This window comes from Microtetraspora glauca, from assembly GCF_040656155.1.
Lineage (GTDB): Bacteria > Actinomycetota > Actinomycetes > Streptosporangiales > Streptosporangiaceae > Microtetraspora > Microtetraspora glauca.
Window position 1 is genome coordinate 157,312 of the sequence record NZ_JBFALK010000022.1, and the last position, 19,452, is coordinate 176,763.

A 19,452-nucleotide genomic window follows, 5' to 3' on the forward strand; every position below is an offset into this window, starting at 1 on the left:
CTCACGGCAGCACCGCCGCCGGGAAGACCTCGATCAGGAACTCCGGCCGGAGCAGCCCCGCGCAGATCGCGCCGGTGGACGCGGGCCACGGGTCGCGCAGCCGCCGCTTGCGCACGTCGGCGACGCCGCGGTAGTCGGCCAGGCCCTCGGGGCAGACGAACTCGATCGTCGAGAGCAGGTGCTCGGGCCCGGTGCCGGCGGCGTCCAGGACCTGGAGGATCGCGTCGTACGTGACCTCGGCCTGGGCCACCACGTCGCCCGGGTGCAGGACCTGCTGGGTCTCCATGTCCAGCGACGCGAAGCCGCTCATCCACAGCATGTCGCCGGCCTTGACGCCGGGGGTGTAGGTGAGGGTGTCGTAGCGGGCCCACCCGGGGTTGACCGCCTCCAGCGGGTGCCGCGACGCGGTGACGTCGAGCGCGACGAGCACGCCGGGGCGGTGCAGCCGGCTCATGAGGATGCCGCCGGCGCCCGGGAAGACCCCCGCGCCGCCGAGCCGTTCCTTGCGGACGCGGTGCGTGCGGCGGTAGACGTCGCGGGTGGCCGGCGTCGTGTAGTCGTACGTCGTGACGGCGGCGTCCAGCGACAGCCCGGCCCCGCGCAGCAGCCGGTCGGCCTGGTCGAGGCAGTAGGCGTACTGGCCGACCAGGTCGCCCTCGTGGACCACGTCGCCGCGCTCGTCGACGGGCAGGACGGTGGGCAGGAAGACCGCCCCGTCCGGCGCCTCGGCCACGCCGCCGGGCAGCGCCGCGGGCCCGCCCTTGCTCGCGTGCACCTCGACCTCGATGAAGGCGGCCGGGCGCAGCAGACGCTCGACGATCACGGTGGTGACGGCCGGGTTGTGCGCGCCGAAGATCTCGGCGCGTACGGCGGCGGCCTCCTCGTAGGCGTCCAGGCCGGCGACCGTGACGTTCTCGGTGACGCGGGTGACGTCGGCGAAGGACAGCCCCGCGGCGTCGAGGATCGCGCCGATCTTCGCGTAGGCGGTCCTGGCCTGCTCGGTCATGCCGCCGCGCACGACGATACGCCCGGACTCGGGGTCGTACTCGCTCGCGGAGTGACCGGACAGCCAGGCGCCCTCGCCGTGCGTCAGGCCAAGGGAGAAGGAGTAACCGTCGTAGCGGAACCACGGGAAGTGGCTCGGACGGATCGCGTTCAGCGTCATTTCTGTTCCTCCGGCACCGGCCGGGCGAGCCGGTCGGCGAGTGCGACGATGGTGGACAGGTCGGGCTCGGCGGCGAGGCCGCGCACCCTGCGGGCCAGCTCGCCCGCCTCATCGGACGGGCCTCCGGCGTTGGCGGTGAACTTCGCGTGCAGCGCGTCGTCGCCGAGCGGGCGGTCGGGGCCGCCGACGCTGCGAGGCACCCGGCCCTCGATCTCGCGCCCGTCCGCGAACCGCAGGAGCACGCGTCCGTGCGCGTCGGCGGCCACCCCTTCACCCGGGGTGACGACCGTGCGCACGCGGGTGGCCAGGGCGGCCGCCTCGGGCCGCTCCAGGGAGCCGGGCGCGTACGTGCCGAGCGTGACCTCGCCGTCGAGGAGCAGCGCCGCCACGCTCCACGGCAACGAGAACTTGGCGTCGTACGGTGTGCGCGGAGCCACCTTGCGGTCCGCGGGCTCGCACACGATGGACGCGCTGTCCGGGTGCACGTCGGCGATCACCTCGACCAGCCCGGCCGCCTCGGCGGCCTCGATCCGCTGAATGCCCGCCGCGCGCATCGCCTCGGCGACGGCGTCGAGGGTCGCGTGCATGAGCTGGCAGGCGGGGTACGGCTTGATGCCGACGCGGGTGGTCTCCCACGTCTCCCCCAGCCCGCGCGTGACGCTCGCGGCGTCCACGGTCCGACCGGCGAGCGCCGCGTACAGGCCGTGCGGCCCTTCGAGCACGCTGTCCGGCCCGCTGGCGCCGGCCGCCGCGAGCCGGGCGGCGAGGATGCCCGAGGCCGAGGCGAATCCGGGGTGGAGCTGCTTGGTGGACGCGCCCGTGGACAGGAACTCCAGCAGGCCGCCCGCCTGACTGCCCGCGATGCCCAGCGCGTCGACGGTCGTCTCGGGGCCGAGCCGCAGCAGCCGGGCCGCGACGACCGCCGCGGACAGCACGCCGCACGTCATGGTCGCGTGCAGGCCGTGCGCGTGGAAGGCGTGCGGCGCGGCGGCCGCGACGCGGCACACCGTCTCGTAGCCCGCCACGGCGGCGGCCAGGACCTCGGCGCCGGACGCGCCGACCTGCTCGCCGACGGCGAGGGCCGCGGGCAGCACCACGGCGGTGGCGTGCACGAGCCCTCCGGCATGGGTGTCGTCGAAGTCGAGCGCGTGCACGAGCGTGCCGGTGGCGAGGGCCGCCGCGACGGCGGACCCTCGCTCTCCCGTGCCGAGCAACGCCGACTCGGGGGCGCCGCCGAGCCCTCGGGCGACCGCGAGCGCGGGGGCCGCCGCTCCGGTACGGCCGGCGGCGAGCGCGGTGCCGAACCCGTCGAGCAGGTGCCGGCACGCCGCGTCGCGCACGTCCCCGGGCACGTCGTCCGGGCGCAGGCGCGTCGCCCACTCGGCGAGGTCGCGTGCGGCGGTCACGCGGACGCCCCGAACGCACCCGCCTCGGTCAGCGCCGCCACCTTCTCGTCGTCGTACCCGAGCAGGCCGCGCGTGACGTGGCCGAAGTCCTCGTTGCGGCGCGGCGCCCGCCGGTAGGCCGGGCGCTCGTCGCCGACGCGGACCGGGGAGGCCACCTGGCGGACGGTGCCCCAGACCGGGTGCTCGGTCTCCACGACCAGGTCCCTGGCCAGGGTGTGCTCCTCGGTCAGGGCCGCCGCGACGTCGTTGATCGGGCCGCACGGGATCGACGCGGCGTAGAGCGGCGGCAGCCACTCGGCGACGGTGCGCCGCCTGAAGATCTCTTCAAGCAGGGGCAGCAGGACGTCCTGGTTGTTCCTGCGGTCGGCGAACGTGGCGAACCGGGGGTCGGCCGCCCACTCGGGGTGCCCGATGACCTCGGTGAGCCGCTGCCAGAACTTCTCCTTGGCGCACCCGACGACGAGCCAGCCGTCCCGCGCCTCGAACGCCTGGAACGGCACCAGCGACGGGTGGGCGGAGTGCCGCGTGCGGACCGGGACGAAGCCCTCGTTGAGATGCCAGGCGGCGGGGTAGGTCAGCAGCCCGATGGCGGTGTCGTACAGGCTGACGTCGCAGTCCATGCCCACGCCGTCCCTGCGCGCCGCGTGCAGCCCGGCGAGCAGCGAGATCGCCGCGACGAAGCCTCCGGAGTAGTCGACCATCGACAGTCCCGACTTCGTCGGGGGCCCCTCGGGCTCGCCGGTGATGTCCATCCATCCGGCGAGTCCCTGCAGGATGTAGTCGTATCCGGGCTCGCGCCGCCGGGGGCCGCTCATGCCGAACCCGGTGAGCGAGCAGCAGACGATCGCGGGGTTGAGGTGCTTCAGGTCGTCGTAGGTGATGCGCATCTTGGCCGGCACGTCGCCGCGCAGGTTGCTGTAGACGGCGTCGCTGACGCGTACGAGGTCCTCGAAGACCGCCCGCCCCTCCTCGGTGCCGAGGTCGAGGGACAGGCTCCGCTTGCCCCGGTTGAACGCCTCGAAGAAGAGCGAGTCCTCGCCCTCGGTGTACGGAGGCACGTAGCGCCCCACGTCACCGCCGACGCGCGGGTCCTCGATCTTGATGATCTCGGCGCCGAGGTCGGCGAGGTGCACGCTGCCGAACGGGCCGGCGCCGTACTGCTCGACGGCGATGATCCTGACGTCTTCGAGCGGTCTCACGCGCGCCCTCCTGTGATGTCGGCGATGAGCTGGATGATCGACTTCTGCGCCGCCCTGGTCTCGGCCCCGGGAAGGCCGTGCGTGGGCGGGGTGAGCTTGACGGTGTCGGCGAGGCCCTCGTACGCGGCGAGCCGGGCCCGCACGTCGTCCGGGCTGCCGGAGAGCGTGACCGCGTCGGCCATCCGGTCCGGCACGACGTCGGCGAGGTGGTCGGCGCCGCGTCCCGATCTGAAGGTCTCGACCACGGCGGCCTGCTCCTCCGCGAGTCCGTGGAAGGCGAAGAAGTCGGCGTAGCTGCGCACGCTGGCGTAGAAGCCGACGAGCCCCGCGACCCGGCGGCGCGCGACGGACGCGTCCGCGTCCACGGAGCAGCAGGCGGAGACCACGAGGTCGAGGTCGCCGCGCTCCTTGCCCGGCGCCTTGGCGAGCCCCGCCTCCACCTCCGGGAGGATGCGCTCGGCGAGGTACGCCGGGGAGCACAGCTCGTGCGAGATCCAGCCGTCGCCGATCTCGGCGGCGAGCCTGGTCATGGCGGGGCCGACCGCCGCGAGGTAGATCGGGATGTCGGTGCGCGTGACCGGGAACGGGCGGCGGTAGCCGCGGATCCGCATCGGGGCGTGCTCGCCCGAAAGGAGCATCGGCTCGCCGGTGGTGCAGTTGGCCCAGAAGTGCCGGATGTCGCGGACGGTCTCGCGGAGCCGTCCGACCGGCTTGCCCCACGGGACGTTGTGCCAGTCCTCGTTGAGCCGCTGCACGCCCGTGCCCAGGCCGAGGACGAACCTGCCGCCGCACAGCTCGTCGATGTCGAGCGCCTCGAGCGCGGTCACCATGGGGCTGCGCGTGAAGGCGAGCGCGATGGCCGTTCCGATGCCGGCGGTGCGGGTGGCCTGGGTCAGCGCCGCGGCCGAGCCGATCGCGCTGCGGTGCATCTCGGGAACCCACACGATCTCGGCGCCGGCCCGCTCGGCCGCGCGCGCCGCGTCCGCGAGCTCCTCCAGCGTCTCGCCCCAGGGGCCGTACGTGATGCGCATCAGTCCTCCAGCGTGAGCGGCTGCTCGGCCGTCGGGAACACGCCCTCGATCTGCTCGGCGCCGCGCCGGTAGACGTAGAAGGTCCGCTTGAACGAGCAGACCTCCTTGCCGTCCTGGTTGATGGTGCGGGTGCGCACGGTGACGATGCCGGCGTGCGGGCGGCTGGCCGACTCGCGCTTCTCCAGCACGATCGACTCGCTCCAGAGCGTGTCGCCCGCGAACACCGGATGGGTCATCCGGATGTCGCCCCAGCCGAGGTTGGCGAACGCGTTCTGGGTGAGGTCGGTGACGCTCTGGCCGACCGCGATCGCCACCGTGAAGGTGGAGACGACGAGCGGCCGGCCGAACTCCGAACGCGCCGCGTACTCGGAGTTGAAGTGCATCTGGTTGGTGTTCATCGTCAGCAACGTGAACCAGGTGTTGTCCGCCTCGGACACCGTTCTGCCGAGCGGATGCTGATAGACGTCGCCGATCTCGAAGTCCTCGAAGAACCGACCTTGCCACCCTGGCTTGACACCCATTGACGCCCCTTACCCAGACCTGTCCTTACGCGGCAGAGCCTAAAGGTCTGATGTTTGAGGGTCAAGGGCTTGTTCCGCTGACGTTAACAGCGTTTCAGTTTTGCGATGTGGGTTCTCCGGGTTCGCCCCGCCGCTCGCGGTCGATGCGGGAGTACGTGGCGCGCAGATGCTCCAGGTGCTCGCTCTGGGCCCGCTCCGCTCCGCGGGAGTCCCCGGCCTCGACGCACGCGTAAATCTCCCGGTGGTCCTTGTCGACTCGGTCCCAGAAGCCGTCGTCCGCCTCGTTCCTGGCGAACCGGCCCTCCAGCACGCCGAACACGGGCGCGGCCACCGCGTCGAGCAGCGGGTTGCCCGCCGCCTCCAGCAGCGCCTTGTGGAACTGCCGGTTCGCCGCGTAGGTGTGCTCGCCAGAAAGCCGCCCCGGATCGAACAGCGTGCGCCGCAGGGCGTCGAGCTGCTCCGGCGTCCGGCGCGCGGCGGCCAGCCCCGCCGCGGGCACCTCCAGCAGGCCGCGCACCTCCAGCAGGTTGGCGACCGAACCCGAGTCGGTGAACAGCGCGAGGCTGGAGCGCAGATAGCTGCTGATGTGCTCGGGCTCGGGATGGACGACGAAGCTCCCCCCGGCCACCCCTCGCCGGGTGACGAGCAGGCGCTCGCTGGAGAGGACCCGCAGCGCCTCGCGCACGGTGCTCCGGCTCACGCCGTAGATCGCGCACAACTCGGGCTCCACGGGAAGCCGGTCCCCCGGCTGGAGCTCCCCGGCGAGGATCTGCTCACGCAGTCGGTCGGCCAGGTCCTGGTACGCGGGTGCCAAAACACGATCGGTGGACACGCCCCCAGCCTAACCACAGTGGGCGCGAAACTCAGCCTCATGTTCCCTCTAGCGGAACGGCGTTTCATCGTGTAACTCTGGGCTCGGCAAGCGTGACCAGAGAGAAAGAGTGACGCGTGAACATTCGCGAAGGCATGCCGCTGCTCGCCAGGCACGAGGGTGAGTGGGAGGGCACCTACACCCACGTGGACCGCTCGGGAACGATCGTCGACCAGCACGCGTCCCACCTGAGCTGTGTGTTCCCGCCGGAGCGCCCGGATCAGTACGTGCAGGTCAACCGGTACCGCTGGGAGGACGGCCGGACCGAGGAGTACACCTTCCCCGGCACCTACGACGGCGGCGGCCGCCTGTACTTCGACACCGAGCGCATCAAGGGCGTGACCTGGTGCCTCGACGACAACACCGCGTACCTCACCTGGCGGTTCAAGGCCGCCGACGACGAGCTGGACCAGCGGCTGTTCGAGATGATCGTCCTCAGCGACGACGGCGACAACAGGACCCGCGTCTGGCAGTGGCTGGAGAACGGCGTCTGCGTGAAGCGCACTCTGATCAACGAGAAGCGGATCGCATGACCCTCCCTGCCACCCAGCGCAGGATCGTCCTCGCCCGGTGCCCGGAAGGCGTGCCCGCCCCGGCCGACTTCCGCGTGGAGACGGTCGGGCTCGTGCCGCCGGGCCCGGGAGAGGTGCTGGTCCGCACCGTCGACCTCTCCCTGGACCCGTACATCAGGGGCACGCTGACCGGCAGGGACCTCGGCCATCCGCCCGTGCGTCCCGGCGACCTCGTACCCGGGCGGGCCATCGCCCGGGTCGTGGACACGGGCGAGTGGGTCGTGGCCGAGACCGGCTGGCAGGAGTACGCCGCCGTCCCCGCCGCGTCGCTGCGCCCGGCGACCACGCCTCCCGGCGTGCCGCGCACCGCCGTACTCGGCGCGCTCGGCTCGCCCGGCCTGACCGCGTACGCGACGGTCACCCGGCTGCTGCGCCCCACGGTGGGCGACACCGTCGTGGTGTCCTCGGCGACCGGCGGCGTCGGCGGCGTGGCCGGACAACTCGCCGCGCTCGCGGGAGCCCGTACGGTCGCGATCGCCGGCGGCCCGGAGAAGTGCCGGATCGCGGTCGAGCGGTTCGGCTACGCGGCGGCCGTGGACCGCCACGATCCGTCCTGGACGGAGGCCCTCACCGCGGCCTGCCCGGACGGCGTGGATGGATACCTCCACATGGCGGGGCGCGCGGTCCTTGACGGCGTGCTCGACCGGCTGGCTGTCGGCGCCCGGGTGGTGTTGTGCGGGCTTCCGGAGCACGCCAACGAGGTGGGCGGCCAGACCGTCCTGCCCGCCGGGCTGCTGATGCGGACGCGGGCCGTCGTGCACGGGTTCGTCGTCTACGACCACGAGGACCTGCGGCCCCGGTTCACCCGCAGGGTCGGCGCGCTCGTCGCGGACGGGCGGCTCCGCCTGCTGGAGGACGTCCACGAGGGCCTCGACGCGGCGCCCGCCGCGTTCTGCCGGCTCATGGCCGGCCGCAACGTCGGCAAGGCGATCGTCCGGGTCGCCCCCGAATGAGCCCGCACGGAGCCCGCACCCTTGACCCCTGATACCTCAGACAATTAGTCTCCTCGAAACATCGTTCCACATAGTGGAATCAATTGAGTTCGGGGAAAGGCGCTACTGATGAGGACACCGCTCGGCACGGCGGAGGCCATGCTCACCGCAGTCATGAACCGGAGCCTGGACGGCGTGCTGGAGACGTTCTCCCCGGAGGCCGACGCGTACGTCTTCGTCGAGGGTCCGCGCTGGACCACCCGCGGCGGCGACCGGATCGCGGCCGGCTGGCGGGCCTACTTCGAGGCGCCGATCAGCATCACCGCGTTCCGCTGGGTCGAGGGTCCGTTCACCTTCGAGAGCGACACCCTCGCCCAGGTCTGCGGCGTCGTCGACTACGACATCGTGGGCGACGGCAAGGTCGGGCGGCTGCGCATGCGGATGACCTGGCTGGTCCGCCGCGAGAACGACGAGTGGCGCATCGTCCACGAGCACGGCTCCCAGCCGCTGGCCGACCCGTACGGCGCCGGGGACTGGTGGCCCGAGGGCGCGACTCCACTGTCCTGAACGGAGAAAGGCAAGCCCATGATCAGCGAGCTGCGCGTGACCACGGTGGCCGTCTCGGATCTGGAGCGTTCGTGTTCGTTCTATATGGACACGTTCGGATACGACCGGCTGGCCGCGGCCACGGTCGGCGGCCCGGCCGCGGAGCTCGCCTGGCAGATGCCGGCCGGCCTCACCGGGCGCGTGGCCGTCCTGGGGCCGGCGGGCGCCACCACCGGGCTGCTGCGCCTGGTGGAGTTCGACGCACCGGGTGAGCCCTACTGGGGCGACTACTCGCGGGCCCAGGACTACGGGCACTACGCGCTCAACATCCGGGTGGAGGACATCCACGCGGCGATCGGCCGGCTGCGCGCCGCCGGGGGCCGCGCCAAGTCGGAGCCCACCCACTGGACGGTGATGCCGGATCTGTCCGCGTGGGACTCGTTGTCATACGACCCCGACGGCGTCGTACTGGACGTGTTCCAGCTCGAACCCGCCGAAGGGTCGGCCCTCGCGGGGTACGACGGGCGGCCGAGCGAGCTCCAGACGGTCGCGATCCACGTCGGCGACGCCCGCGCGTCCGCGGACTTCTACGCCGCGCTCGGTTACGTGGAGCTGTACGACAAGCTCATCGAGGGCATGGAGTCCTTCTTCCGGCTGCCGCCGGGGACCGCGCTGCACAACATCAACATGTACGTCCCCGGCGACACCCTGAACGGCCGGGTGGAGATCGCCCAGTACGTCGGCTTCCCCGGCTCGCGGCAGCACGACCGCGCCGTCCCGCCGAACATCGGGATCCTCTCCGTCTCCCTCGCCACCGACGACCTCGCGGCCACCGCCGCCCTGGTCACGGGGCTGGGCGCCGAGCCGGTGTGCGCGCCGGTCGAGCTGGACCTGCCGCCGTACGGCCCGGCGCTCGTCCAGACCTTCTTCGGGCCGGACGGCGAGGTCCTGGAGTTCTACCAGTGCCTGTGACCCCGGTGCCCGTGAGTCCGGGCGTCGCCCTGGTGACCGGCGCGGGAAGCGGCATCGGGGCGGCCGTCGCCGCGTCCCTGGCGAAGGCCCGGTACACGGTCGTCTGCGCCGGGCGGCGCGCGGACCGGGTGGCCGAGGTGGCCGGTGCGATCCGCGCCGCCGGAGGCGCCGCGTCCGCCGTACCGCTCGACGTCAGGGCGTCCGACCAGGTGGAGGCCGCGGTCGCGGGCGTCGCCGAGGAGTACGGCCGGCTCGACGTGCTGGTCAACAACGCCGGGGTGTTCCGCAAGGGCGAGATCCTGACCCTGTCCGACGAGGCGTGGCGGGAGACCCTGGACGCGAACCTCACCGGAGCCTTCAACTGCGCCCGCGCCGCGGCCGGGCTGATGGCCGGGCAGGAGCCCGTCGCGGGCAAGCGCGGTCACATCGTCAACGTGAACTCCGGCGCCGGGCTGCGCGGCTACCCCACCGGGGCGGCGTACTCCGCGTCGAAGTTCGGACTGCTCGGCCTGTCCGACACGCTCCGCCAGGAGGTCGCCGACCACCTGGTGAAGGTGACCGACCTCGTGGTCGCGGCCATGGTGGAGAGCGAGCTGTCGAACCGGATCGTCGCCGACCGGCTGCCCGCCTCCGTGGTCGGGGAGCTGGTGCGGAGCCTGGTCGCGCTCGAAGGTCCCGCCGTGGTCACTCGCCTCGACCTCGGTCAGCTTCCTCCCGCAGCTCCGTGAGCTCGTAGGTCGAGGAGAGCCGGTCGGAGCGCAGCCGCACCATGAGCCAGTCCCCGTCCCGGCTCGTCCACAGGTCTTCCCGCGCGCCGCCGTCGCTGGTCAGCAGGAAGTGCCAGGTGAGGAACGTCCCCGCGGGCACGGTGATCGTCTCCTCGCCGAGGAGGGTCGCGGTGATGTCGCTCATCTCCTCCGCGTACGGGCCGGTGGCGCCGTTGGGCCGGGGCGAGGACCGGAAGCCTCCGCTGAGCCGCTGCGAGCCTCCAGCGGCCACGTCGTAGGACGGGACGATCCAGGCGTCGCAGCACACGGCGTGCGGGACGAAGAAGGGCGGCGGGGTCGTCAGGGCGACCCGCTGCGATCGCCGGGTCCCGCCCAGCAGCAGCTCCGACTCCAGCGTCTCCGCCCCGAACACGAACCAGCCCTCGCCGAGGAACTCTCCGGCCACCCGGTGGCTGATGAAGGACCGCAGCGGACGGAATTCGGCCGACGCCGTGTGCACCACGTCGCGTTCGATCTCGGTGTCCCACATGCGGCAGTGCGCGCGTAGCGTGCGGGTGCCGTCCTCGGCGACACTGAGGGTCCACTCCTCACGGCCGCGTACGCCGACGTCGTCGCCCACGTAGTCGATGACTCCGTACCGGTACCGGCTCACGTTCTCACCTCGTCCAGAGCTTCGAGCATTCTGAGCACGCCGCCCCGGCCGTCGCCGTACGGGGACGGAGGCGCGGCCTCCGCACCGGACGCGAACGGGTCCCAGATCGGGTCCACGACGACGACCGGCGTGTGCGGGCTTTCGGTCCGCGGGGTGGCGGCGCCGAGCACGGCGGCCCGGAAGGCGGCGCCATACGTGGGCCACGCCCTCACGATGTCGAGCACCCTGTCGTGCAGGAGCACCGGGTCCGGGAACCTCTCCCGGCCGCCCGCGCGCAGCGCGCCGTCCCGGAGCAGGTGCCACGCCCGGAGCAGGTGGGTGCCGTGGTCGTCGGGCGCCAGCGACGGCGTGCGTGCCGCGAGCCGATCCCCCGGTGTCCCTCCGGCGTACGGCGCGGCCAGCGCGAGCGCGTGCGCGCGGGCCCGGTCACGCGCGGCGACGGCCGCGGCGATCGTGCCGCCCGCGCCGGTGCCGTACAGGTCGGCCGAGTCCGGACCGAGGGCGTCCAGCACGTCCTCGACCGCGCCGGCCACGTCCGCGAGGTCGACGCCGAGGTGGGTGTCAGGGTCGGCGCGCAGATCCGAGTCGCCGGTCCCGGGGAGATCCACCGCGAAGGCGGGCCTGAGCCTGCCGCCCGTGACCCCCTTGACCTGGCGGAGCACCTCCTCGGCGGCCCGGCCCGACGCGGGAGCGGGCGGAAGGACAACCAGCGGCCGGCCCGTCCCCTCCGGCCCCGTCCACCTGACCAGGACCTGGCCCAGCCGGGTCGGGACGTAGCGGCGGGTCAGCGCCCCGGCGACGTGTACGGGTGGCGGCGCGGGCGCGTCGGTCACGCCGTCCGGATGCTCCGCGGCGTGGGCGCACACGCGCGCCGCCAACGCGCGCGGCGAACCGTCCCCCGCGACACGGCCCTCGATCCGGATCCGGGCGGCCGGCTCGGGGATCCGGTCCAGGTGCGCGTGCAGCGGGTCATCGGACGCGGCCAGGACGAGCGACGGTACGGCGAGCCGCCCGAGCAGCGGCACCGGATCGCAGGTGAACGCCGCACGGTAGGCGAGCGGGTAGGCGTCGCCGGCGTCGAGCAGCCCGGCCGTCACGTCGTGCAGGTGCTGCGGCGGCGGCACCGTCCCCGGCAGCCGCGCCCCGGCCCGTTCGTCGTACCAGGGCCAGAACAGGAACATGTTGCGTACCTGATGCCACGCCGCGACGAGGTGGGTGCCGTCCCCGCGCGGCACGACGGGCGGCAGGTAGTTCGCGAGCTGGTCGGCCCGCTCCTCGGGGGTGGACACCCCCAGCCCGTCCAGCACGAGAGAGGCGACCCGGTCCGGCCGGGTGACGGCGAGCGTGAGCGCGATCTTCGCGCCGGTGTGCGTGCCGTACAGGTGGACCCGGTCGAGCCCGAGCGCGGCCAGCGTCTCGTCCAGGGCGTCCGCGTAGTCGGCCATGGCGGGTTCCGCGACCGGCAGCGGGTCCGACCCGCCGTGTCCCGGCGTGTCGAGCGCGTACACCGCGAACCGGCGGGCGAGCTCCTCCGCGAGGGCGCGCAGCGGCCGCCACGTGCCGGGCGAGGCGTGGAGGAGCACGACCGGCCGGCCGCGCCCCGCCCGCGCGTAGTGGACCTGCCGGTCGCCGACCGTGACGAGGTGCCGTTCCATGTACGGCCCCCGGTCAGTGGGTGATCTCGACGGTGCTCCAGCCCTTGTCGTCCTTCTTCCACTGGTAGATGTGGATGTCGTCCAGGCCGAAGAACTCGTGCTTCTCCGGCGAGATCGAGTTGCCGGACGGGGTCTCCTGGTCCGAGATCTCGATCGTGTCGAGCGCGGCGGCGACGGCGTCGGGGTCGAGCGACTTGGCCTTCTCGGCGGCCCGCGTGTAGGCGAGCACGCAGTCGGCCGCGATCTCGGCGGCCTTGGGCGACTCGGCGCCGGTCTTCGGTCCGGCGTTCTTGCCGAACCGCTTCTCGGTCTCCTCGATGTGCTGCCGGAAGCCCGGCTTCCAGGTGTCCCGGCTGTCGCGGCTCGGATAGGGGTAGTAGGTGGCGCTGAAGAGGGTGCCGTCGGCGGCGTCACCGGCCGCCTCGACGAACGAGATGTTGCGCGCGCCCGAACCGCCGACGATGAGGCCCTTGTAGCCGGCCTCGCTCGCGGCGGCCATGGTCTTGGCGCCGCCGGAGGAGTTGGAGATCCAGATCGCCCCGGCGTCCTTGAGCTTGTCGATGTACGGCCGGTGCGACTGGTCGTCGGCCCGGGTGGCCTCGAAGCCCTTCCAGGTGAGGCCCGCCGCCTCGGCCTGCTTCTTCACCTCGTCCGCGGTGCCCTTGCCCGCGTCGTCTCCCTCGTAGACGACGCCGATCGAGGTGACCCCCTCGGCCTTGATGTGGGCCACCATCTTGGCCACGTCGAGGCTGACCGGGTCCTGGGCGCGGAAGCCGTACGTGAGGCCGCCGAAGTCGCCGGTGGCGACGAGCGGCTGGCAGTTGACCTTCTTGCTGCTCTCCAGGGTGCCCTTGGCGGCGTTGTAGAACGCCGACAGCGCGGGCCCGATCACCAGGCCGACGCTCTCGTCGCCGGCGAACTCGTTGGCGGCCTGGACGGCCTTCGCCGGGTCGAGGGCGGTGTCGCGGACCACCAGCTCGTACTTGGCGCCGCCGACACCGCCCGCCGCGTTGAGCCGGTCGATCTCGACCTTGACCGAGTTCTCCTGGGCGATGCCCACCACGGCGAGCGCGCCCGTCATCGGGCCGATCAGGCCGACCTTCACGACGGGGCGGCCGGCGCTCCATCCGTCGCCGGATGACGCCTGGGCCACTCCGGCTCGTTCTTCCTTGCTCGCGCAGGCGGTGAGCAGCAGTGCGGCGCCGAGGAGCGCCGTGATCTTACGTCCGGCGTTGACGGTCATGCGGGTGTTCCTCTCGGGGGAATGGGATGGCGGAAGGCCGGCTCCGGGGCACCGGCGGGTCAGGACTTCGGCGTGGCGTCCGTGATGAACCAGCCCTTGTCGTCCTTGTCCCAGCGATAGATGTGCAGGTCCTCGACGTGGAAGAACTCGTGGTCCGCGGGCTTGATCCGGTTGCCGGACGGGGTCTCGGTGTTGGGGATGTCGAGCGCCGTCATCGCCGCCGCGAGCTTGTCCGGGTCAAGGGACTTCGCGTTCTCCGCCGCCGCGGCGAAAGCGGTGACACAGTCGGCCGCGATCGCGGTGCCCTTGGGCATCTTCGCGCCGGACTTCGTCCCCTCGACGACTCCGAACTTCTTCACGATGGTATCGACGTGGGCCTTGTAGCCGGGCTTCCAGGTCGCCTGGTCACGGATGTTGAACTGGACGTTCACCGCGGAGAAGACCGAGCCGATCGCCAGGTCCCCGGCCGCGTCGAGGAAGGAGACGTTCTGCAGGCCCGAGGTACCGGCCATCACGCCCTTGTATCCCGCCTCGTCCGCCGCCGCCATCGTCTTGGCGCCGCTGGCGTTGCTGGAGACCACGATGGCCCCGGCGTCCTTGAGCTTGTCGATGTACGGCCGGTGCGACTGGTCGTCGGGGCGGGTCTGCTGGAAGCCCCGATATGTGATTCCATACTTCGGAGCCAGTTCCCGGATGAACCCGTCCATCGCCTTGCCGGTGTCGTCGGCCTCGTAGACGAGCCCGACGGACTTCACCCCCTGGCCCTGGAAGTACTGCATCAGCTTCTCGATGCCGATGTCGTTCGGGTCCTGGGAGCGGAATCCGTACTTCAGCACGCTGAAGTCGCCCGTGCCGACGCCCGGCTGGCAGTTGAGCTTCCTGTTCTGCTCGTAGATGCCCTTCGCGGCGTTGTAGAACGCCGAGAGCGACGGACCGATGACCATGCGCACCTGGCCGTCGCCGACCAGCTCGTTGGCCGCCTGCACGGCCTTGCCCGGGTCGAGCGCGGAGTCCCGGACCACCAGCTCCAGCTTGGCCCCTCCGACACCGCCCGCCTGGTTGATCCGGTCCATCTCGACCTGGATCGAGTTCTGCTGGAGAATCCCGAGGATCGCGTAGGGGCCGGTCATCGGCGAGATGAGCCCGATCTTGACCGTGCCTGATTCCTTGTTCCATCCGGCGCTCGCCGCTCCGGCCGACGCGCCCGCGCGCTCTTCCTTGCTCGCGCAGCCGGAGAGCACCAACGCGCTCACGGCCGCGGCGACCGTCCATTTAACCGTGGACCTGCGCACGTGCCACCTCCTGTTTCCTGGCCCCCGAATGGATGAATTCCGTTATGCGGAACAGCGTTACGAGGAGCCTAGAAACCGGCCACCTCTGCGTCAAGAATTGGTCTGATGTTTAATCCGCCAGTTGGCGGACTGTCAGCTCGGCTGCCAGAGCTCGACGGAGATCCCGTTCGGCGTGTCCACGACGGCGAGCCGCGCCGCCCCGTGCAGCGGGGTGACGGCGTCGAACGGGCGGCACGACACCCGGCCCCCGGTCTCCTCGGCGCGCGCCACGGCCGCCTCGACGTCCCGGGTCCGTACGGACCAGCCGGTGTGCCCGAGATCGCGTGCGGGCCGCTGCGCCGGGCGCCGGTCCACCCCGCGGACGTTGTCCGCGACATGGATCATCTCGATGCGGGTGGTGCCGCCCCCCGCGCCCGTGACGAAGGCGAGCCGCAGCACGGTTCCCTCGGGTAGTTCCGCCATCGCCTCCAGCCCCGGAGAGCTGAACGTCACGTCGTACCGGGCGGACAGGCCGAGCCCCTCCGGCCCCCAGAAGCGCAGCTCCGCCTCGAAGTCGGGGACGTGGCACACGACGGACGTCAGCTCCGTGTAGGGCCGTAGCGGATCGGCGCTCCACGCCTCCGTGCCGCGGGCGCTGGCCGGCTGGACGAAGACGACGTCGACCCCGTCCGGCCCGAAGCAGAAGCCCTCCGTGACCGACACGACCGTGTCGCCCAGCGGCACCTCGTACGTCGACGGAGCGGTGGTCCAGGGATGCCCCACCGCCACCAGGCGGTCATGGGACGCCTCTATGTCCCGCGTGTAGAGATTGAGGCCGGCGAGGCCGAGGTCCAGCGTGTGCGGATGCTCAGCCGGCGCCACCGGGTCGGCCACCTTCAGCAGGTGGATCCGGCCGGTACGGGCGCCCGCGGCGGTGAGGAGCCGGGTCTCGACGTCGCCGACGCCGTCGCCCCACAACCGGGCCGCGTCGGCCTCCCGCACGACCCCCTCGTTCGCGACCTCGAATCCGAGCTCACCGCAGAAGAGGTCGATGTGGGGCCCGAAGTCGGTCACGCCGAGCACCGCCGACGTGACACTCTCCATCAGCGGTTCCTCGTTCATGGGATCTCCCTCACCCCGCGTCCCGTCCGGCCCGCGCGAGGGTCGCTCCGAGCTCGCGCCCGAGCGTCATCGCGGGCGTCACGCTCATGCCGCCGACGTAGTTGTCTCCGGCGAAGACGTTGTTGCCGAGCACCTCGCCCACCGCGTACAGGCCGGGGATCGGGGCGCCCGCGCGGTCGAGCACCGCGAGGTCGCCGTTCACCCGCAGGCCGTCCCGGCTGAGCAGGGAGGCCGCGACGGAGGTCAGCCCGTAGAACGGAGGAGCCTCGATGGGCATGGGCATGACCGCCCGCCCGTGGTCGGGATCGGTCCCGTCCCTGACCGACTCGTTGTAGCGCCGTACGGTCTCGGCCAGGCCGTCGGCGTCCACGCCGAGCCGCTCGGCGAGTTCCTGAAGGGTGTCGGCCGCGACGATCCACCGGCCGCCGTCGTACTCGGCCAGCATGCGCTCGCGAGTCCAGTCGCCCGCGCCGTTCCTGATCAGCGGCTCGGCGGTCTCGGCGATGGCGCGGTCCCAGATGACGTGCATCGCGATCCCCGGCTGGCGCAGCAGCGCCCGCTCCCGGTGTTCGGGGCTCGTGGTGTCCTCCGCCACGAAGCGCTCGCCGTCGCGGTTGACCCAGATCTCGTGCGGGGTCCGGTAGGCCGGGGCGACCTCGACGAACGCCTCCCGGTAGTCCACCGCGAACCCGGGCCTGCCGGGGTCGGGGATGAGCCCCATCACCGGGATGAAGTACCCGTCTCCGCTGACGTCGGCGCCGAGCCCGGCGGCCAGCGTCAGGCCGTCACCGGTCGCGTGGTCGAGGCAGGCGATCAGCGCGTCCTCGCAGCCGGGCGGCAGGAAGCGGTTGCGCACCTCGGGGTTGGCGTCGTACCCGCCGGTGGCCAGGACGACGGCGTCGCCGTGCGCGACCACCTCGGCGCCGTCGGCGCGCGTCCCGGTCACGCCGACCACCCGCCCGTCCGACACGACGGCGCTCCCGACCCGGGTGCCCAGCAGCAGGCGCACCGCGCCCGTACGGACGACCTCCTCCAGCCGCGCGCGCAGCAACCGCAGCAGCGACCTGCCGAGGTCCACGCCCCAGTAGGTCCGGGGCACCGAGTAGACCTCGTGCCCGTGCACCAGTCCGGGGGTGGCGGGGTCGAAGTCGAAGCCGAGGCTCTCCAGCCAGTCGACCGTTTCTCCCTGCGCGCGCACCGTGCGCCAGACGAGGTCCTCGTCCGCCTTACCGTGGGACAGCCGCATCACGTCGGCGAAGTGGCGCTCGGGGGTGTCCTCGATGCCGTGCGCGGCCTGGCGGCGGCTGCCCGCCCCGCTGAACTCGCCGTTGGCGATGTGGAGCATGCCGCCCACGTCGGGCAGCTTGTCGATCACAAGGACGCGGGCGCCTCCTTCGGCCGCCTCGATGGCGACGCACAACCCGCCCGCGCCCGCGCCGACCACCACGACGTCGAAGCGCCCGAGGTGCTCCGCCGTCCGCTCCGCCGTCCGCCCCACCGTCACGACGCCGCTCCGGGCGTGGCCCGCAGCTCCACCTCAAGGCCCCCGGGTCCGCGTACGACGTGCTCGCCGACGCGGTCACCGCCGCACGCCTCCAGCGCGGTGATCAGGGAGACCGGGTCCTCGGCGGCGAACACGACCCTGCGCAGCCCGAGCGGCCGGTCCGACAGGTCGGCCGCGTCGACGCCGGTGAACGACATGATCTCCAGACGGGCGGGGGCCTGGTCGGCGGACACCAGGAAGGACAGCCGCAGGCTCGCGCCGGACGGCATGCCGATCATCCGCTCGAACGGCTCGCCGCTCATCTCCCCGTCGAACACGACGGTCAGCCCGCCGCCCTCGGTGAAGAAGCGCAGCGCCTCCTCGTGGTCGGCGGGCACGATGACGGCCGTGTGCAGCTCGCCGTGCAGGCGGTCCGGGTCGCCCTCCAGCGCGGGGCTCGGCCGGTGGCCGGCGCCCGCCTTCGGCAGCGTCCACCACACGCCGTCGCTACCGAGTGCCACGCACTCGCTCAGCGAGGCGGAGCCGTACGGGTAGGTCACCGGTTCCCTGGACCGGCCGCCCGCGTCGTCGATCGACCGGACGGACCGGTCGAGGTCACGCGAGTACATGCCGAGCAGCCGGGGGCCGATGTCCCAGACCCGGGGGTCCTCGGCGGTCTCGGCCGTCTCCGCTCCCGAGGGCGCGGGCACGAGCCGGATCCGGCCCGTTTCGACGCCCTTGACGCCGAGAAGCACCTCCGCGCCGTCCCGCTCGATCACGTCGAGGTCGAAGGCGCGGGTGTGAAAACCGGCCGACGCCTCGACGTCCCGGCACACGATGACCGCCTCGACGACCGCTCCAAGCGACAAGATCACGCCTCCGTCCTCGCGATGTTCCGATCTACGGAACGCCGTTTCACGCTAGGGGCGCCGGAAGTCTCGTGTCAATGAGGTGCGCGAGACTTCCCAAAGCGGGACACTCTCCCTATAGTCCCAACCAGAAACAGTGTTTCGATATGCGGAACAGAGGTGGGGCGTGAGTCAAGATCTTGCGGGTGAGCCGGTGACCGCCTTCCGGGCGGTCGCGCTCCAGAGCGCGTGCCATGCCGTCAACCGGGCCGAGAGCCCCGGGGCGAGCCGCGACCTGATCCGGGCCGCGATCGACCGGGTGCACGACCAGATCTCGGCGACCCAGCGGTTCGTCGGAGGACTCAAGCTCGTGGTGCTCCCCGAGTATCTCCTCACCGGGCATCCGATCGGCGAGCCACTCCCCGAGTGGTGCGAGCGGGCGGCCCTCGCCCCCGACGGCGAGGAGTACGCGCGGCTGGCCGACATCAGCCGGGACACCGGCCTGTTCGTCTGCGTCAACGCGTACGAGCTGGACGAGCACTTCCCCGGCCTCTACTTCCAGGCGTCGGTCGTCCTCGACCCGCGCGGCGAGACCGTCCTTCGATACCGGCGGCTCAACTCGATGTTCGCCGTGACCCCGCACGACGTCCTCGACCGCTACCTGTCGATCTACGGCGACGACGCGCTCTTCCCCGTCGCGCGGACCGAGATCGGCAACCTCGCCGCCATCGCCTCCGAGGAGATCCTCTTCCCCGAGGTCGCCCGCTGCCTCGCCATGCGCGGCGCGGAGGTGTTCCTGCACGGCTCCTCCGAGGTGTGCAGCGCGCTGCTGTCGCCGAAGAACGTGGCCAAGCTCGCGCGCGCCGTGGAGAACGGGGCGTACGTCGTGTCCGCCAACACCTCGGGCGTGTACGGCATGGGCCTGCCGGCGGAGTCGGCCGACGGCGGCAGCCAGATCATCGACTACCGCGGCACCGTCCTGGCCAAGGCCGGCCAGGGTGAGTCGATGGCGGCCAACGCCGAGATCGACCTGGCCGCCCTGCGCCGCGCGCGCAGGGCCCCCGAGATGATGAACCTCCTTCCCCGTCAGCGGTTCGAGCTGTACGCGCCGAGCTACGCGGGCACCTCGTTCTATCCGCCGAACACAGTGCGGGCGGGCGAGACCGCGCGCGCGCACTTCGCGACGACGCAGCGTGCCGTGATCGACCGGCTGGCCGCCGACGGCCTGATCTGAG

Annotated in this window: 19 protein-coding genes; 6 read left to right on the forward strand and 13 right to left on the reverse strand. The window is 72.2% G+C overall.

The window, feature by feature from the left end:
• Position 1 precedes the first annotated feature (1 nt).
• From AB0I59_RS33430 to AB0I59_RS33455, 6 genes are all read right to left on the reverse strand, one after another.
• Positions 2–1,165, reverse strand: a complete 1,164-nt coding sequence (locus AB0I59_RS33430; protein ID WP_061259186.1) for a RidA family protein — start codon at positions 1,163–1,165, stop codon at positions 2–4.
• Positions 1,162–2,571 carry an MmgE/PrpD family protein gene (locus AB0I59_RS33435; protein WP_358139242.1) on the reverse strand — a complete coding sequence of 470 codons (1,410 nt, stop codon included), beginning with the start codon at positions 2,569–2,571 and terminating at the stop codon, positions 1,162–1,164. Before AB0I59_RS33435 ends, AB0I59_RS33430 begins: the two co-directional genes overlap by 4 nt.
• The gene (locus AB0I59_RS33440) at positions 2,568–3,770 is read right to left on the reverse strand and encodes a CaiB/BaiF CoA transferase family protein (RefSeq protein ID WP_061259184.1); all 1,203 of its coding nucleotides are present in this window, start codon (positions 3,768–3,770) and stop codon (positions 2,568–2,570) included. The genes AB0I59_RS33435 and AB0I59_RS33440 overlap by 4 nt, the downstream gene beginning before the upstream one ends.
• Positions 3,767–4,801: an LLM class flavin-dependent oxidoreductase gene (locus AB0I59_RS33445; RefSeq protein ID WP_061259183.1), complete on the reverse strand. Its 1,035-nt coding sequence runs from the start codon at positions 4,799–4,801 to the stop codon at positions 3,767–3,769. Before AB0I59_RS33445 ends, AB0I59_RS33440 begins: the two co-directional genes overlap by 4 nt.
• Positions 4,801–5,322: a MaoC family dehydratase gene (locus tag AB0I59_RS33450; RefSeq protein WP_061259182.1), complete on the reverse strand. Its 522-nt coding sequence runs from the start codon at positions 5,320–5,322 to the stop codon at positions 4,801–4,803. Before AB0I59_RS33450 ends, AB0I59_RS33445 begins: the two co-directional genes overlap by 1 nt.
• A 94-nt stretch (positions 5,323–5,416) precedes the next feature.
• Positions 5,417–6,154 carry a FadR/GntR family transcriptional regulator gene (locus AB0I59_RS33455; RefSeq protein WP_061259181.1) on the reverse strand — a complete coding sequence of 246 codons (738 nt, stop codon included), beginning with the start codon at positions 6,152–6,154 and terminating at the stop codon, positions 5,417–5,419.
• Between the two features lie 116 nt (positions 6,155–6,270).
• Between AB0I59_RS33455 and AB0I59_RS33460 the strand changes: the two genes are divergently transcribed.
• From AB0I59_RS33460 to AB0I59_RS33480, 5 genes are all read left to right on the forward strand, one after another.
• Positions 6,271–6,726: a DUF3598 family protein gene (locus AB0I59_RS33460; RefSeq protein ID WP_228642503.1), complete on the forward strand. Its 456-nt coding sequence runs from the start codon at positions 6,271–6,273 to the stop codon at positions 6,724–6,726.
• Positions 6,723–7,718, forward strand: a complete 996-nt coding sequence (locus tag AB0I59_RS33465; RefSeq protein ID WP_358139248.1) for a zinc-binding dehydrogenase — start codon at positions 6,723–6,725, stop codon at positions 7,716–7,718. The genes AB0I59_RS33460 and AB0I59_RS33465 overlap by 4 nt, the downstream gene beginning before the upstream one ends.
• A 108-nt stretch (positions 7,719–7,826) precedes the next feature.
• Complete coding sequence (locus AB0I59_RS33470) at positions 7,827–8,264, forward strand: YybH family protein (RefSeq protein WP_061259178.1); 438 nt, start codon at positions 7,827–7,829, stop codon at positions 8,262–8,264.
• Positions 8,265–8,282: 18 nt separating this feature from the next.
• The gene (locus AB0I59_RS33475) at positions 8,283–9,215 is read left to right on the forward strand and encodes a VOC family protein (protein WP_061259177.1); all 933 of its coding nucleotides are present in this window, start codon (positions 8,283–8,285) and stop codon (positions 9,213–9,215) included.
• Positions 9,206–9,943 (forward strand): SDR family oxidoreductase, encoded by a 738-nt coding sequence (locus AB0I59_RS33480; protein WP_358139251.1) that lies wholly within the window; start codon positions 9,206–9,208, stop codon positions 9,941–9,943. The genes AB0I59_RS33475 and AB0I59_RS33480 overlap by 10 nt, the downstream gene beginning before the upstream one ends.
• On the opposite strand, the gene AB0I59_RS33485 is transcribed toward AB0I59_RS33480, so the two are convergent.
• The 7 genes from AB0I59_RS33485 to AB0I59_RS33515 form a co-directional block, all read right to left on the reverse strand.
• On the reverse strand, positions 9,900–10,595 hold the full coding sequence (locus AB0I59_RS33485) for a hypothetical protein (protein WP_061259175.1): 696 nt from the start codon (positions 10,593–10,595) through the stop codon (positions 9,900–9,902). The genes AB0I59_RS33480 and AB0I59_RS33485 overlap by 44 nt on opposite strands.
• Complete coding sequence (locus tag AB0I59_RS33490; protein ID WP_358139254.1) at positions 10,592–12,250, reverse strand: alpha/beta fold hydrolase; 1,659 nt, start codon at positions 12,248–12,250, stop codon at positions 10,592–10,594. Before AB0I59_RS33490 ends, AB0I59_RS33485 begins: the two co-directional genes overlap by 4 nt.
• Positions 12,251–12,263: 13 nt before the next feature.
• Positions 12,264–13,493: an ABC transporter substrate-binding protein gene (locus tag AB0I59_RS33495; RefSeq protein ID WP_061259173.1), complete on the reverse strand. Its 1,230-nt coding sequence runs from the start codon at positions 13,491–13,493 to the stop codon at positions 12,264–12,266.
• A gap of 59 nt (positions 13,494–13,552) precedes the next feature.
• On the reverse strand, positions 13,553–14,746 hold the full coding sequence (locus tag AB0I59_RS33500; protein ID WP_358139258.1) for an ABC transporter substrate-binding protein: 1,194 nt from the start codon (positions 14,744–14,746) through the stop codon (positions 13,553–13,555).
• A 171-nt stretch (positions 14,747–14,917) separates the two neighbouring features.
• The gene (locus tag AB0I59_RS33505) at positions 14,918–15,886 is read right to left on the reverse strand and encodes a VOC family protein (RefSeq protein WP_358139261.1); all 969 of its coding nucleotides are present in this window, start codon (positions 15,884–15,886) and stop codon (positions 14,918–14,920) included.
• Positions 15,887–15,896: 10 nt separating this feature from the next.
• On the reverse strand, positions 15,897–17,390 hold the full coding sequence (locus AB0I59_RS33510; protein WP_358139264.1) for an FAD-dependent oxidoreductase: 1,494 nt from the start codon (positions 17,388–17,390) through the stop codon (positions 15,897–15,899).
• Complete coding sequence (locus tag AB0I59_RS33515) at positions 17,387–18,244, reverse strand: VOC family protein (protein WP_061259169.1); 858 nt, start codon at positions 18,242–18,244, stop codon at positions 17,387–17,389. Before AB0I59_RS33515 ends, AB0I59_RS33510 begins: the two co-directional genes overlap by 4 nt.
• Positions 18,245–18,404: 160 nt before the next feature.
• On the opposite strand from AB0I59_RS33515, the gene AB0I59_RS33520 reads away from it, so the two are divergent.
• Entirely contained in the window at positions 18,405–19,451 is a 1,047-nt protein-coding gene (locus AB0I59_RS33520; protein WP_358139267.1) for a nitrilase-related carbon-nitrogen hydrolase, read from the forward strand.
• Position 19,452: the final 1 nt, after the last annotated feature.

Excerpts from the sequence above, each read along its gene's own strand:
- AB0I59_RS33430 (WP_061259186.1), bottom strand. The coding sequence starts at position 1,165 with ATGACGCTGAACGCGATCCGTCCGAGCCACTTCCCGTGGTTCCGCTAC.
- AB0I59_RS33445 (WP_061259183.1), bottom strand. The coding sequence starts at position 4,801 with ATGCGCATCACGTACGGCCCCTGGGGCGAGACGCTGGAGGAGCTCGCG.
- AB0I59_RS33450 (WP_061259182.1), bottom strand. The coding sequence starts at position 5,322 with ATGGGTGTCAAGCCAGGGTGGCAAGGTCGGTTCTTCGAGGACTTCGAG.
- AB0I59_RS33465 (WP_358139248.1), top strand. The coding sequence starts at position 6,723 with ATGACCCTCCCTGCCACCCAGCGCAGGATCGTCCTCGCCCGGTGCCCG.
- AB0I59_RS33470 (WP_061259178.1), top strand. The coding sequence starts at position 7,827 with ATGAGGACACCGCTCGGCACGGCGGAGGCCATGCTCACCGCAGTCATG.
- AB0I59_RS33475 (WP_061259177.1), top strand. The coding sequence starts at position 8,283 with ATGATCAGCGAGCTGCGCGTGACCACGGTGGCCGTCTCGGATCTGGAG.
- AB0I59_RS33490 (WP_358139254.1), bottom strand. The coding sequence starts at position 12,250 with ATGGAACGGCACCTCGTCACGGTCGGCGACCGGCAGGTCCACTACGCG.
- AB0I59_RS33495 (WP_061259173.1), bottom strand. The coding sequence starts at position 13,493 with ATGACCGTCAACGCCGGACGTAAGATCACGGCGCTCCTCGGCGCCGCA.
- AB0I59_RS33505 (WP_358139261.1), bottom strand. The coding sequence starts at position 15,886 with ATGAACGAGGAACCGCTGATGGAGAGTGTCACGTCGGCGGTGCTCGGC.